This is a genomic window from Flagellimonas flava, assembly GCF_050617915.1.
Taxonomy (GTDB): domain Bacteria; phylum Bacteroidota; class Bacteroidia; order Flavobacteriales; family Flavobacteriaceae; genus Flagellimonas; species Flagellimonas flava_A.
In genome coordinates, this window is the sequence record NZ_JBODQE010000012.1 from 51,913 (window position 1) to 66,897 (window position 14,985).

The following is a 14,985-nucleotide window of genomic DNA, read 5'->3' on the forward strand; positions in this document are numbered from 1 at the left end:
TTATCTTATGGCATCCATGCTAATTGTTGGTGTCGGTGTCAAAAAAAGCCGTCAATTCATCAGCAAAAGGCAGTTTGTCCTTGTCATAACCGTAAAATTCGGCTACCACAATTCCATTTTTATCTATTAAAAAACTATTAGGGATACCCCTTATGCCGTAGGACATTGGCGCTATGCCAGTAATTCCTTTTAGATCGGACATGTTTATCCAGGTGATATTGTCCTCTTTGGAGGCATCTTCCCAATGACTCCTGTTTTTGTCTAGGGAAAAACTAACTATTTCCAATCCCTTCTCCCGATATTTTTCATAGAGCTCTGCATACTGTTTGCTCTGCCAACGGCACGGGCCACAACCGGCTGCCCAGAAATCGAGAATGGTGTACTCGTTTTGAGGAATGATGCTGGAAAGGTCTATTCTTTCACCCTCTAAATTTTCTCCAGTCATTGAAACCATCTTATCTCCTTCTTCTACAATTTTATCAATGGCAATGTAGTTTTTTAATGCTAGGCCATTGGCACTTTGCTTAAGTTCCTCATCCAGTCCATCATAGATTTTTCCCAGCTCATCTTTAGAGAATTTATTGTTGATAAAGGTTAGCTGTTCCAAGCTCACTAGATTGTTAGGCTTTTGTCTGACAAATTCCATGGACATAGCACTGGTTATACTATCAATTTGAAATATTTGAGCTCTCAAGCTATCTCTATCTCCTAAATTTGCCTGGATGGAATCCACCAGTTTTTCCCGTTTCTTGTCCAAATCTGCACGGGGAGACGAAAATTCCCAAGCCAGTTCGTGGATTTTGGACCCTTCTACTTTGGAATATCTAAAGTTCTCATAATCTCCTTTGATGGTTATGTCTGAATTATCAATCCAGAAAAATAAATACTTAAAGGACCACTCTGGATTTGCCGGGTCATATTTTGTTTTAAGCAGGTAGCGACCTGTTTCTTCTACCTTTCCCTTCAGCGTAAAACTATTATTGACCACTAAAACACTGTCGATGGTTTTTGATAGGAAGAGATCATCCAAGAGCAGCATCGTACTATCCTTAAAATGGGCTAGCTGACCATTGATCACATATCCAGATTCGTCATCGGTTTTGATTTTTTCGGAACAGCCCAATGCTAAAAGAGCGATTAATAGAAATACAAATCTCATGTCTGTAGTTTTTTAATTGATGAATAAACTATTTTAGATAATACACTTGCCGGTCGTATAGTAATCCCTGACTAAATTCTTCTAGAAAAATCAAATACTTGCTAGAGTGTTTTTTGGACAATTTTTTTTGGTTGAGCATCAATTCTTGATTTTCCAAAATGCGAAATACAACTTGAACGGAATCAAATTTGTGATGTACCAGACCATCTCCCTGTAACTCGCGAATCATTTCTCCAAGAAATTCCTGGCTTTCTTTGGAATGCATGGGTTTTAACAAGGGCATGGCATCAGGATATTTTCTCTTGTAATAAGCTACCTCGTTTGCCGGTACCTTTATCCCGGAAACATAGATTCCCCCAAATGGCGTCATTCTAAAGGAAGTATTGAAAGCTTCTTCAGTAATGGGTTTCCCTGCGCCATGGTTTTCCAAAACTTCTTGAAGAAATTGATTCCATTGCTCGGGATCCTTTGTCCTCCGAGCCATGTGTTCCTGGTTCAGTAATTTATCCTTATAAACAATCTCAATGATATCTCCCTTGTCCGTCTCTTTGTATTCAAAGTTGTCCGCCAATTCATCGTTCCGCAACACACCATCTTTGTAAAAGTCTTGTGTACCATCGTTATGGATGTGCCATTCACGGTGTTCATCAGGATGAAAAACCATATCTCCATTATCCTCAATATAAAACCAGGGGTAGACTTTAGTGCCCTTTGTTATTACATTGGGAGCAAGATTCTTTTTGGCCATGGTACCAAAGCCTAGGGAAATAACAACAAAGAACAAAACCAAGGAGGAAAAAATAAACTTGTACTTTTTTTGATATCCGCTCTCTCCCAAATGAAAGGTGGTCAAGGATTTGACACGGGACAAAACATTACGGTCGCCAAAAGCCAAGGCCAGACGGTAATGCAATTGATATGATCGTTCCAAAGTTTTGGCATAATCCACTTTGTCATATCCTTTGCTAATTACCATTAGGTCGCAGGAGGACTCCCTTTCATTTTTGACCATTGAGGACATATGCCTAACAAAGGGATTAAAAAAGAACATCACCTCCAAGAACACCTGAAATAAATTGATCAGGTAATCATTTCTTTTAATATGCACCAATTCATGCATTAAAATGATTTCCAGTTCCATTCTACTGAACCCGGTAAGCGCCTCCAACGGAAAATAGATAATGGGCTTCCAATGCCCCATGGTAAACGGATGGCTAATATTATGGATAATGTTTAGGTCAACCTTTTTTTTGATATTGAGCTTTTGGGCCAAGTTGCTAACCAAAGATTCAAGTTGATAATTGAGTTCCACGCTTGTCTGAATTTTAAGCTGGTTTTTGTGCATTATTATTTTGGAACCAAAGAACAGTATTCCCATCAACCAAAGTCCAATGAACCAATGCGTGTTATCCAACATAAAAACCTGCATACGTTCCCAAATGCCCAGGCCATATTGGTGATTTTTCCAGTCTGTCAAGACAACAATTACTCTGGGTTTCAACCATAAATTGTAAATGGAATCACTTGTGAAAAACGATAATGAAAGGACAACAAAAAAACCAAAGAAAACGGCCAGGGAAAGGTAATACCTAAGGTTACTATGTTTTGGGTGAATCAACCTTAGGAAGATGATCAAAAGCAACCAAGATGCGGCTCCAATCCAGAGGGAATCAATCAAAAAACCGAGCAGTCTTGTGAAATCCAAGTCAAGCATCCTTCTCCATTTGTTTGATCATGGCCTTAATGGCATCCAACTCCTTTTTGGTGGGCTTGGCATTACCCAGAAAACTTTGTGCAAAGCCTAAGGTAGAGCCCCCAAAAAGATTTTGGATCATATTCCGCATACCATTGCTCTGTGCCACTTGCTTTTCAATATTGGCCCGGTAGACATGCTTCTTCCCCTCCTTCTCTCTTGCCAACAGACCTTTATCAAACATGATCTGCATTAATTTAAGAGTGGTCGTGTATCCTTTATTGGAGTCCAAAGCTTCATGGACCTGCTGTACCGAAGCTTCTTTCAAATCCCAAAGAACAAGTAAAATCTCTAATTCTTTATTGGTGTATGCTTTCATCTACGAATAATTTCGTAACAAACATACGAAAAGATTCGTAATAAACAAATACGAAGCAAATACTAGTTTCGGTGTACCCTTAGCGCACTCCCATATTCAGTTTGATCAGCTTCAAGACACTATCATTATTGGCAACCAGTAGGAATTCTTCCCCAGTAACGTTAATCCTTGCCAATCCTTTGACATCCCCATCCATATAAAGCCCACTTTGATAGGGATACAACGGGTAAAAATCCCCTTGTCCATTTCCTTTTAGGAATGTACCAAAACTGGCATCGTTTCTAGGTGTTTCCACTTCAGAAGTGTATAGGTTTCCAGCCAAAATCACGTCAAGATTGCCATCGGAGTCAAAATCGTCAACCTGAATATCGTTTACGGACGAGAATTGGGCCAAGTTTGGAAGTTTGGTTGATTTAAAGGTGCCATCCCCCTTATTTTGAAAATAGGTAGTTGCAAAGGTGTTTGCCTTAAGTTGCACGGATTCCTCCAAGCTTTTTTTGCCTACCATATCCAAGACCGTGGCCCCACTAAAATCTTTGTAGGTCTTAAACTTGTGCTTTAGATAGGGCATTTGCTGCGAGGAACACTCCTTACCCCTTACTGGATATACTTTGTCATCAGCCTCAAATCCCAAAATGATATCATTCCTACCATTTTTATCAAAGTCGGAACCGAATACCATGAACGGGGATTCAATAGAAGCTCTATATTTATAATTTAATCCCAAATTTCCAGCAATAATGTCCATATGCCCATCCTTGTTGAAATCCGCCACTTCAATGGAATACCACCAGCCTTCTGTATTTTCAAAGCCCAATTGTTCAGGGTTCAATTTTTTAAAAAAACCCTGTTCGTTCTCAAATAAGGTAAGAGGCATCCACTCCCCTACCACTAATAAATCTTTGTCCTGGTCGTTATCATAGTCCATCCAGACCGCGTCGGTTACCAATCCCAAATCCATTAGTCCAATGGCCTTGCTATCGGTTACATCCACGAGTTTTCCTTTTTTATTTTCATAGAGATAAGAGGATGCGGGCATGGGGTATTTTTGTGGGATCAGTCGACCAGCGACAAACAAGTCCAAATCCCCGTCCCCATCATAATCACAGGGTGTTGCCCTTCCCCCACTAAAGGCATTATCTGGAATAAGTTCTGATGAATCTGTGAAATTTCCATTTCCTCGATTCAGATACAATCTGTCTTTTAAAGTTGCAGTTCCATTAAGAGTTTCATTCCCACCGTTGACCACGTACAAATCATCTAACCCGTCATTGTTGAAATCAAAAAATACAGCCGAAACTTCTTCACTTTCCTTATTTCCCTTCCAAGGACCATCAATTGACAAGAATTCCCCATTTTTCTGTTGGACAAACATCTGTCCTTCCTGACCCATGGCTCCACCAACATACACATCGTCCAGTCCGTCATTGTTGATATCCGTAGTGGCTAATGCAGGACCAAGCTGGGAGTATCTATGTGGTAGGAGCACTTCCTTGGCAAAGTCATTGTATACATTCTCCCTATGTTCAAAATCCAATCCAAAAAGCTGTCCGTTGGTTTCAAAAAGTTGGGGAGTTTCTATCCTTTTTTGTCTTGAAGTATCCCCGGCGTCTTGATAATTCAAAGTGATGGTCTGGTTGTGGTTTACATATTCCAAGGTCTGTTCCATACCATCTGGCCATCTTACGGTCAAGGAATCTATAAGTCTATTTTTTCCCAATCCAAAATGGACTATGGGTTCATGTGAGGATAGGTAACCCCTTACGGTCTTAAATTCTTGATACTGCAGTTCTTTTCCAATCTTCAAGGTGATCTTCGTCCCTAAACCAGTGACATTGTTTTGCGGCCCTTTTAGTTTGATTTTTAGATAATTCCCGGCATTGGAATCGGAACTGGTATTCTGAAACACAAAGGCTTCATCATCCAAATTATTGATGACCATGTCTAAATCCCCATCATTGTCCAAGTCGGCCACCGCTGCCCCGTTTGAAAAACTCTTTTCCTTAAAGCCCCAATCACTTGAAACATCCTTAAAGTTGAGTTCTCCCAAATTCTTATAGAGGTAATTGACTTCCTTTATCGGTTTGTACAAATTGATAATTTCCTCACTCTTTTGGGCAATCAATTCTTCCGCAGATTGGAATTTGGGGCCGTTTTGCTCAAAGAATTTGGTAAGGCGCTTTTCAATATCCTTATCAAAAATATCCCTTTTGTATCCATTGGTGACCAACAGATCTTTATAACCATCATTGTCAAAATCCGAAGCTAGACCTGCCCAGCTCCAATCCGTCTTGTCAATACCACTCAACTTACCCACTTCACTGAACCTGGTCTTACCCTGGTTTAGATGAAGCATATTATGCATGTATTGGTGATGGAAACCCAAATCCAATAATTGGTTAAAGCCCTCTACATCCATGGAAGGCATGGACTGTTTGGCCCGTTTATGGTCAGATGGAAGCATTTCCGTGACAAAAATGTCCTCCAAACCGTCGTTGTTGATGTCCATGATATCCACGCCCATGGAATAAAGGGATATGTGCTTGGTGGCTTGTTTGATCTGTTCCTCCAAGTACTTCCCACCCCGATTGATGTACAAATAGTCGTCCTCATCAAAGTCGTTGGCCACATAAATATCAGTGAAGCCATCACCATTGACGTCTGAGGCCACTACCCCAAGGCCATACCCAAAATTATGGGCCAACCCTACATCCTTGCCAATTTCAACATATTTTCCGTTGTCATTGCTGTACAATTTATCCCGATTGTAATCGCTGGGTTGTTGCTTGTTTTTAAGAACTTCTGCTAGTGGAAGCATAAATTGGTTGGGCCTGTTGACCACATAAAGGTCCAGATCACTATCCCTGTCAAAATCAAAGAAAACCGCTTGGGTGGAATATCCAATATCCGCCACCCCAAAATTGGAAGCTTGTTCCTTGAACGTACCATCACCTTGATTGATGTATAGCAGATTCCCTCGATTTACATCGGAATCCTGCCATCCGCCACGGCATACATAAATATCCAAAAACCCGTCTGAATTAATGTCCACCATGGAGACGCCATTACTCCATCCTGAATGAGGTTTGATGTTGGCTTTTTGGGTGACATCCTCAAACCTTAATCCTCCCTTATTCAAGTATAACCTGTCCTCCACCTCGTTACCAGAAAAGAAAACGTCTTGCAAGCCATCATTATTGATGTCCCCTATGGCCACCCCGCCTCCGTTGTAGGCATAGCTGAAGTTTTCAAAATACTCAAAGCGTTCCGTTATCCTATTAGTGAAGTCAATCCCGGTAAAATCGCTATCCAACTTTTGGAACAAAACGGTATTGGCCTCTTTTGGGCTTTCTGTGGAAGTACAACCGATTATCGCAATCACAAATAGCCACAATAGAGAACGAAATGTTGATGGACGCCTAAACATAAAATCTTTATTGATATTAAATTGACAAAGCCCTTTTCTTTATCCAAGAAAAGGGCATGTCCAAACTTAAAACTAACTAATTAACTCAAAAGCCAATTATCTTTAATACCCTGGATTTTGCGGATAGTCGTTTGATGATCTATCTATCTGGGTCAGTGGAATGGGCCTTAATGCGTGATAATCCTGGATATTGGGTGCTCCCCCAGCATTATGCATCTGAACGCGTTCCACGAGTTTACCTGTTCTTACCAAATCGAACCAACGTTTACCTTCTGCTGCAAATTCCTTGGCACGTTCTTCCAAAATCACATCCAAATCCACAGCAGCAATGGGAGGTAATGCAGCTACATTGTCCACGTTGTATGCCCTCATTCGTACTTCATTCAAATATTGGAGTGCCTTGGTTTGGTCTGGCGCCGATTTAAGTGCATTGGCCTCGGACGCTATCAAGTAGGCCTCCGCCAAACGGTATACAATAAAATCCCGACTTCCCTCTGGCTGGTTCACGGATGCCCTATTGGGTTGCTCCCATTTTCTGGAAGTTGGGAAGATCCGCTCGGTCAATTCGTCCTGATTATATATCTGACTTGAGAACGGTCTGGTATCCTTTTCAGCTTGACTCAAGGGCGTTCTTGGAAGCCATACCACCGTGTCACCTTCCATAACCCCTGGAGGGGCGGTGTCTGGATTGTTGGAAAAATAAACCGATGTAAAACTTGCATCATAGCGTTCATCTTCCATGTCATAAAGATTCAGCAAATAGTCGGTTGGCTTGAACCTTTTCCATGGTCTTCCATTGGCAATATCCCTTTTCATCCCATCCAGTTTATCATACTCCATCAGGAAAAATAGGTGTGCTGGATTTCCGGAACCATCAAAATTTGGATCATCCGCATATTGAAAGGAAAAAATCAACTCACTATTGTTCTCATTGGTATCCAGGTTCCATAAATCCTCAACAGGTCTAACCAACGAAAAAGCCCCACTATTGATTACTTCTTCGGATAACTGGGCAGCTTGATCATAATTCCCCTGGGTCAAATGAATTTCGGCCAAGGCCATTTTTGCAGCCCAAGACGTAGGTCTTCCTTGGTCATTTTGGACAGCCGGTAAGGTTTGTTCTGCAAATTCCATATCCTCCAATATTCTGGAATACATTTCTGGAACCGGGGTTCTGTTGGCCTCGCTTTCCACTCCCGTGGTTTCGTCGGCCGAATAATGAACGGCTCCCCAGTGACGCACCAACCAGAAATAATAGTACCCTCTCAAAAATCTGGCTTCTGCCAATATTTGATTTAGTTCCCCTGCATCCTCAATGATTTCAGGGGCTCTATTGATCACGGTGTTGGCGGTATTGATTCCTACATACAATTCCTCCCAAGCAGCCTGTAAAATACCAGCGCTGGCATTCAGGTCTGTATCGTATCTATTAAAGGATTTGTTTCCTCCATCAGACCCGTTAGTATAGGTATCGGTTCCGAGGGTTAACAAAGTCCATCCATTTTCTCTGCTATCTCCGCCATTATCATTACCCATTAAGGAGGTAAAGGCAGCGTAAGTGGCATTCAAACCAAAATGAATCCCTTCAGGAGTCGAATAAATTCCATCAGCAGTGATGCCGCCTGTCAACTCCTCCTCTAAATAATCATCACAGGAAAAAAGGCACGAGGCGATTATTAATAAGATTGCTTTTATATTTTTCATTTCTTTTTAGGTTTTGTTATTTAGAATGTTGTGCTCAGTCCAAAGATGAATGTTCTCGGACTTGGCAAATAGTTTCGGCCTGGGAAATTTGAAGTTGGGCCACTATTCGCAACATCTGGATCAATTCCGTCTATCAACTCACTAGAGGTAAATAAAAATGGATTCTGGGCGGTAACATAGAACCTCAGTCTCTGCAAACCTATTTTATCGAGAAATGTCTCATTAAAGTTGTATCCCAAGGAAATGTTCCTCACCCTTACATACGATCCATCAAAATAGTTCAACACTCCGGCATCTTTGGGAGATTCCTGATTGGCATTGGGTCTTGGGATGGAATTGCTTGAATTTTCAGGAGTCCAATAATTCACATCCACATTGTTGTATCTTCCAAACAACGAATTGTTGTTTCCAAATGCTTGTGATCTTATGGTATGTCCCTGCCTTGTTAAAAGAGCAACGGTAAAATCCCAACCTTTATAGTTTATGTTACTGGTTAGACCGCCAATCCATTGCGGGTCTTGATAACCAATAATTTTCCTGTCGTCATCATTTAAGACACCATCGCCATTCAAATCTGCCAATTTAATGTCCCCAGGAACCCTTTGAAACGATCCTGCCAGAGCAGTTTCATCCAATTGCCAGATTCCATCAAACACCCTATCGTAGAAAACACTCAGTTGATCTCCAATAAACCAACGGTTGCCCACATCGTCTCCTTGACCTTGTAATAGGCTAACTATTTCACTTCGGTTTCTGGAGAAATTGAAATCAGTGCTCCATGTGAAATCTTCGGTTTGTACGTTTACTGTACTCAAAACAACCTCGATACCCTGGTTTTTGGTTTCCCCTACATTCTGAAGAACGGAGTTAAATCCAGATGTGATTGGGATGGTTCTTTCCAATAATAAATCGGAGGTATTACCTACATAGTAATCTATGGAACCAGAGATTCTATTGTTATAAAATCCAAAATCAATTCCAGCATCAAAGGTGGTGGTAATTTCCCATTTCAGGTCAGGGTTTGCAATTTCATTGGGTCTAAATCCAAAAGCTGGACTATCACTAAATGATCCTTCGGTTCTTGAAAGTCCACCCAACGTACTAAAAGGGTCAATGGGGTTCCGTCCTACCGTACCATAGCCCAAACGCAATTTTAAATTGCTTATGGTCTTGGATTCTTGTAGAAAATCTTCCTGACTCACTCTCCAGGCAAAGGAGCCTGAAGGGAAGAAGCCCCACTTGTTTCCTTCGGCAAGCTTGGAAGATCCGTCGTATCTTCCTGTAAGGGTAAACAGATATTTGCTCTTGTACGAATAATTGAATCTTGCCATAAAGGAAGTCCACCGCTCCGTATCCAAAGAGCTATCCCTGTTGGTCACTTCGGATGCATCTCCCAGATTATTGAAGGTTTGCGACTCGGATGGTAAATCCCTAACGGCCAAAGTGGTGAAATCGTCCTTAATGTCCTGGGCACTAAAAAGGAATGTGGCATCCAAGGTGTGAACCTCGTTAAAGGTGTTATTGTAGTTCACCAAGTTCTCTATAGTGAAGGATGTGGTGTTTCTAAGATCCTTTTGTGCCGTATTCAGTCCACCTCGGTTAACGGAACTAAGGGTACCCCTGAAATCATTGTTCCTATCGATGCGAAACTCAGGACCGATATTAAGCGTGTACTTTAAATGGTCATTAAATTGATAGGTTCCGAAGATGTTGGCAAAATACCTGAAGGTCTTGTTGTTGTCAACATAGTTTCCAGCTACAAAGTCGTTCAATGGATTCCAAATCAGGCCATCGTCCAATGGGTCCGTGGTAGGTGTAACCCCATCTTCCTCAAAAGGTCGGGTCAGCGGTGAATTTCTAAAGATGAAATTAAGGGTGCTTCCATCATTCAGGTCATCCCTATCCGCAAAGGAAATCTGTTGTGAAAGTCCTACCTTTAATTTATCCGTAACATTCATATCAAGGTTGGTCCGCATGGTCAACCTTTCATATTCCGCATTTTTTACGATTCCCTCTTGTTGGAAATAGTTCAACGAAACATTGTAGCGAACTTTCTCGGAACCACCGGAAACTCCAATTTGGTGATTCTGTTGTAGTCCATTCTGAAAAATAAGGTCTTGGAAATTGGTGTTAATTCCAGCCTGAAAGGCCTCCAATTGTCCTGCCTCCAAACCATCTGCCAAGGTTGGGATTGGTAACGTTCCTGGGGCCAAACCTTGTTCTTGCTCGCTCGCGGCCCGTTGGGACTCCAATCGCATGGCCACCCACTGATCTGAATCCATCAAATCAATGTTTTCATAGGGCTCCGAAAATCCGATATAGGACTCATAGGAAATCTGTGCCTTACCGGCTTTACCCCTTTTTGTGGTAATCAGGACCACACCATTGGCACCTCGAGCACCGTAAATAGCTGCTGATGAGGCATCCTTTAATATTTCTATGGATTGAATATCATTTGGGTTGAAATCGCTTAGGTCTCCAGAAACAGGAATCCCGTCCACAACGAACAAAGGCTGGTTGGAGAAATTAAGGGAGCTTCTACCCCGAATCAAAATACTGGGAGAACTACCCGGCTGGTTGCTATCAAAGCTTACATCCACACCGGCTGCCTTACCCGCCAACGCGTTCAGCGCATTACTTTCCTTGGTAATATTGACATCATCTCCAGAAACGGATGTTATGGCTCCTGTTACATCACTCTTCCTTTGGGCACCATACCCCACCACAACTACCTCCTCAAGGCCAGCTGTACTTTCTGAAAGTGTGACATTAATGGTTGTTTGTTGACCTACGGAAACCTCCTTGGTTGCAAAACCTATATAGGAAATGACAAGAATTGCATCATCATTTGCAACTTCCAAGTTATAATTGCCATCAAAGTCTGTTTGTGCACCATTAACGGTACCTTTCTCAACAACACTTGCCCCTGCTAGCGGAACGCCATTTGAGTCCACAACTTTACCATTTATTTGCCGCTGTTCGATTTCTTCGTCATCGGTTTCGGCATTGGTATCCAAACTTGATATCCCATCGCGCTTTTTACGAGAAAGCAATATCTGACGGTTGAGGGTCCTATATTTAACATTGGTGTTGTTGAAAAGCAATCTAAGTATATGCCTGATGTCCTTACTTTCAACATCCAGGCTTACTTTCCGGTCCAAGTTGAGCTGCTCACTTTCAAACAAGAATCGAAATTCGGACATGGATTCGATTTCGTCAAAAACTTGCTCAACAGTTACATTGTCTAGTTTTAAGGTCAATTTGGTGTTCTGCGAATACGAACTTGCATGGATCTTCAACAATGAAACTAGAAGTAGAAAGGTTGTAAGTTTCATTTTTAAATCAATTTTAGGCAGTGGAATGCTGAATCTACTGCCTTTATGGCATTTTTTCATATTTTTGTTTTGGTTATTAAATAATTTTTGAACTGAGATTATTTAGTCCATTTCATAAATCGGAAGATGTTGCAACCATTTTCCGATTTTTTTGGTTTTACGGTTTCTTCATTTCATAGGCATTTAGAGTTTAGTTAGTTTAGTTAATTAATTATCACGTTTTCGTTAGCTTCTATGGTATATTCAAAAGGAGTTACATTGCTAATGGATTGCATTACATCGTGTATGCTTTCTATATCCACATGAAATCTTGCATTGAATTTCTTTTGGTTTAGTTCTTCCTTGTTGTTGGTTATGGTAACGTTGTATCTGCGTTCAATCTTTCTGATCATACTGTTGAACTCAGATTTTCTAAATACCAACTCCCCCTTGACCCAACTTGTATGCAGATCCAAATCCACAGCTGCTTTGCCAATGGTATGATCGGACTTATTAAAGGCTCCTTTGAAGCCAGGTTCCAGAATAAGGTTTTGGCCCGAAATGGACGCGTCGCGCATACGAACGGAACCTTCTACCAAAACCGTGTTTATTTCCGAATCCTCCTCATATGAGGATACATTGAATTCCGTTCCCAAAACTTCCACAGCCACTTCTCCCGCACTAACAATAAACGGATGATCAGCATCCTTGGCCACCTTAAAATAGGCTTCGCCATTAAGGAAGACCTCCCGATTGTGATTTTTGATAAAGTTGATGGGATACCTTATGCTACTACCGGCATTTAGGTGTACAATGGTACCATCCGATAATTCAAGATTGAAGATTTTACCGTAGGGTACGGCCAATTCGTTATAGATCAATTCCTCAATCTCATCGTTTTGGTCGTAAATCAAAATATCCCCTTTTTGGGTGCCCACCACCAAGCCGTTGGCGGCAACAATTTCCTGATTTTCGCCTTGGTCTATAACCTTTACATCCTCTCCTCCTATTTTTAGGGTAATAACATCCGCCGGATTGGAATCCTCAGTTGTATTAAGGTTTGCGTTATACAGGAAATACGTTGCGGTTATAAGACCAATTAAGATGGCAGCATATTTTAAAATCGAAGGAGCAATGGAACGAATAGGCTTTATGGTCTGCAAACGTTTCTTAACCAAGTTCCAATCGTTGTCAATGTCCAACTGGTCCAAAAACTTCAAGGATTCGTCTACCAAACCTTTTTGCAAAAGATTTTCTAAAAGTTCCTTTTCCTCGGCATTTAGAGATGAGTTGAGTTCAGGATTTACCTGCCCATTTTTTTGAATTTGTCTTAAGGCCGCTATAAATTTTTCCGAATGGGACATAATATAGTGTTCTATATATATTGTTAAGGAAATGTTATTTTAGGGTGACAACATTTGATGCTTTTTTTGAACAATCACCATTTTTTGAGGTTTGATTTTGACAAAAAAGTATAAATTTAACTTTTGAAGCACTAACCCTGTAAGCATTTACATCTTGTAAATAACCAGGAAATTGAAGACTACTACTCAAAAAGAAGAAGCATTGGAAGGCCTGTTCCGAGAGCATTATGCCTATCTGGCATTAGTGGCTTTTGGCGTTGTGGGCGATAGAGACATTGCCAAGGATATTGTGCAGGATTTCTTTGTCTGGTACTGCCAAAAAGAAAAAGAAATAGCGGTTAGGGGCACTTTTAAAACCTATGCCACTAGAGCTGTAAAAAACCTGAGCATCCAACATATTGAAAAGAAAAAACGGAAAGTGGATATCCTAAAAAACTTGAACCCTAGGGAGTTTGAGGAACCCTTTGCTTTGGCCACTAAAATTTCCAACGAACAACGACTCAGGGAATTGCTTGATAAACTACCAACGGCTAGAAGGGAAATTTTTATTTCCTACGTGGCCTATAACATGAGTTATTCAGAGATTGCAAAGGAGAACGATATTTCCATCAATACCGTCAAAACACAAATGAAAAGGGCGTATGCGTTTTTCAAGAATCATATCCCGGATAATTCCGTTCTGGTTCTACTTGTGACCCTTCTCCTTAAAAACTTATAAGAACTGTTTTAAATGGAGTTCGAGTTTTCATTTTTTAGATTGAAAACATGATCCGCCAAAATCCGTTCCTTCGCAATTTTAAGATAGCTACGGCCTATGGGAATATTCTTGGTGCCAACTTCTACATTATGTCTTTCCATGGACATGACTTTGTCAATAGCAACCACATAGGATTTATGAACCCTAAGAAAATTGCATTTTGGTAGTTCAGCAATAATCCCAGACAAGGATTGGTACACAATGTAATGTCCTGATAATGTGTTTATTTTGATGTAATCTTTCAAGCTTTCAATGAATAGTATGTCCTTGAACAAAATCTTCACCATCTTCTTGTTGGCCCGAATAAAAAAATAGGTGTTCTCAGCCTCTCTTCTACCCGTTGTGCTGTGCTTTCTGGCCATCAGCCTTTCAGAAACCTTATTCACGGCTTTCATAAACCGCTCCAAACGAATGGGCTTTACCAAATAATCAACCACATTGAACTCATAACTTTCCAAGGCGTATTCCCTGTAGGCCGTGGTAATCACGACCAGCGGTTGTTTTTGCATACTTCCAAGAAATTCAAGTCCACTTAAATGGGGCATGTTGATGTCCAGGAATATTACGTCAATCTCTTCATGTTCCAAGTCGGAAAGCGCATCCGTGGCCTTGGTATAGGTATTTACCACGCAAACATTGTCCAGTTTTTTGATGTAGGACTCCAAAATACTGATAGCCAAAGGCTCATCGTCTATAATCAAGCAATTGATTTTCATCCCAAAGGTATTTTTAATATAACATGGTATTGATTGTTCTCTGGATACGTCTGAAGTTCATAGGTTTCTCCGTATAAAAGTTCAAGTCTTCGTCTGGTATTGGCAATTCCAATGCCATCCTTGGTTTTCTCTGTCTCAGCGGGATCAAATTCATTGGTCAAATAAAAAATCAGTAAATCGCCCTGCCTTTCATATTTCATTTTAATCCAAATACTACCATCACTTAATTGCCCATGTTTAAAACAATTTTCCACGAAAGGTAAAAACAGCAAGGGCGGAAGTTTCACATCATCCAATTGTCCCTCGGTCTGGATATCACAATTCAATTGATACCCATGTCTGATCCGCTCCAGCTCAATATAGTTTTTTATGTATTTGATTTCTTTGGACAAGGGTGCAAAAAACGGGCATAGTATACCACCTTCGGCGGGTCAAAGTGAGCCACCCGCGGCGGACCAAAGTGAGCATAGTG

General features: G+C 41.0%; 10 protein-coding genes. 1 reads left to right on the forward strand and 9 read right to left on the reverse strand.

All coding sequences use genetic code 11. From position 1 onward, the window contains the following. Nucleotides 1–19 precede the first annotated feature (19 nt). From ACRHOZ_RS19340 to ACRHOZ_RS19370, 7 genes are all read right to left on the reverse strand, one after another. Entirely contained in the window at nucleotides 20–1,159 is a 1,140-nt protein-coding gene (locus tag ACRHOZ_RS19340) for a redoxin domain-containing protein (protein ID WP_431129365.1), read from the reverse strand. A 28-nt stretch (nucleotides 1,160–1,187) separates the two neighbouring features. Then, the gene (locus ACRHOZ_RS19345; RefSeq protein WP_431129368.1) at nucleotides 1,188–2,873 is read right to left on the reverse strand and encodes a M56 family metallopeptidase; all 1,686 of its coding nucleotides are present in this window, start codon (nucleotides 2,871–2,873) and stop codon (nucleotides 1,188–1,190) included. Next, complete coding sequence (locus ACRHOZ_RS19350) at nucleotides 2,866–3,231, reverse strand: BlaI/MecI/CopY family transcriptional regulator (protein ID WP_431129371.1); 366 nt, start codon at nucleotides 3,229–3,231, stop codon at nucleotides 2,866–2,868. The genes ACRHOZ_RS19345 and ACRHOZ_RS19350 overlap by 8 nt, the downstream gene beginning before the upstream one ends. 79 nt (nucleotides 3,232–3,310) lie before the next feature. After that, nucleotides 3,311–6,613: a VCBS repeat-containing protein gene (locus ACRHOZ_RS19355; RefSeq protein WP_431129374.1), complete on the reverse strand. Its 3,303-nt coding sequence runs from the start codon at nucleotides 6,611–6,613 to the stop codon at nucleotides 3,311–3,313. A 147-nt stretch (nucleotides 6,614–6,760) separates the two neighbouring features. After that, on the reverse strand, nucleotides 6,761–8,362 hold the full coding sequence (locus ACRHOZ_RS19360) for a RagB/SusD family nutrient uptake outer membrane protein (protein WP_431129377.1): 1,602 nt from the start codon (nucleotides 8,360–8,362) through the stop codon (nucleotides 6,761–6,763). Between the two features lie 20 nt (nucleotides 8,363–8,382). Beyond that, nucleotides 8,383–11,697 carry a TonB-dependent receptor gene (locus ACRHOZ_RS19365; protein ID WP_431129380.1) on the reverse strand — a complete coding sequence of 1,105 codons (3,315 nt, stop codon included), beginning with the start codon at nucleotides 11,695–11,697 and terminating at the stop codon, nucleotides 8,383–8,385. Between the two features lie 203 nt (nucleotides 11,698–11,900). Next, nucleotides 11,901–13,040 (reverse strand): FecR family protein, encoded by a 1,140-nt coding sequence (locus ACRHOZ_RS19370; protein ID WP_431129383.1) that lies wholly within the window; start codon nucleotides 13,038–13,040, stop codon nucleotides 11,901–11,903. A 172-nt stretch (nucleotides 13,041–13,212) separates the two neighbouring features. Here ACRHOZ_RS19370 and ACRHOZ_RS19375 point away from each other — a divergent pair, with 172 nt between their 5' ends. Then, on the forward strand, nucleotides 13,213–13,758 hold the full coding sequence (locus tag ACRHOZ_RS19375; RefSeq protein ID WP_431129386.1) for a sigma-70 family RNA polymerase sigma factor: 546 nt from the start codon (nucleotides 13,213–13,215) through the stop codon (nucleotides 13,756–13,758). 8 nt (nucleotides 13,759–13,766) lie between these two features. Here the strand turns inward: ACRHOZ_RS19375 and ACRHOZ_RS19380 are convergent, their stop codons facing one another. Together ACRHOZ_RS19380 and ACRHOZ_RS19385 are read right to left on the reverse strand one after the other, a co-directional pair. Next, nucleotides 13,767–14,513 (reverse strand): LytR/AlgR family response regulator transcription factor, encoded by a 747-nt coding sequence (locus ACRHOZ_RS19380; protein ID WP_431129389.1) that lies wholly within the window; start codon nucleotides 14,511–14,513, stop codon nucleotides 13,767–13,769. After that, nucleotides 14,510–14,905: a sensor histidine kinase gene (locus tag ACRHOZ_RS19385; protein WP_431129392.1), complete on the reverse strand. Its 396-nt coding sequence runs from the start codon at nucleotides 14,903–14,905 to the stop codon at nucleotides 14,510–14,512. Before ACRHOZ_RS19385 ends, ACRHOZ_RS19380 begins: the two co-directional genes overlap by 4 nt. Nucleotides 14,906–14,985: the final 80 nt, after the last annotated feature.

What these genes read in the sequence shown, in the direction of transcription:
- ACRHOZ_RS19340 (WP_431129365.1), bottom strand. Translation starts at nt 1,159, where the DNA reads ATGAGATTTGTATTTCTATTAATCGCTCTTTTAGCATTGGGCTGTTCC.
- ACRHOZ_RS19345 (WP_431129368.1), bottom strand. Translation starts at nt 2,873, where the DNA reads ATGCTTGACTTGGATTTCACAAGACTGCTCGGTTTTTTGATTGATTCC.
- ACRHOZ_RS19350 (WP_431129371.1), bottom strand. Translation starts at nt 3,231, where the DNA reads ATGAAAGCATACACCAATAAAGAATTAGAGATTTTACTTGTTCTTTGG.
- ACRHOZ_RS19360 (WP_431129377.1), bottom strand. Translation starts at nt 8,362, where the DNA reads ATGAAAAATATAAAAGCAATCTTATTAATAATCGCCTCGTGCCTTTTT.
- ACRHOZ_RS19365 (WP_431129380.1), bottom strand. Translation starts at nt 11,697, where the DNA reads ATGAAACTTACAACCTTTCTACTTCTAGTTTCATTGTTGAAGATCCAT.
- ACRHOZ_RS19370 (WP_431129383.1), bottom strand. Translation starts at nt 13,040, where the DNA reads ATGTCCCATTCGGAAAAATTTATAGCGGCCTTAAGACAAATTCAAAAA.
- ACRHOZ_RS19380 (WP_431129389.1), bottom strand. Translation starts at nt 14,513, where the DNA reads ATGAAAATCAATTGCTTGATTATAGACGATGAGCCTTTGGCTATCAGT.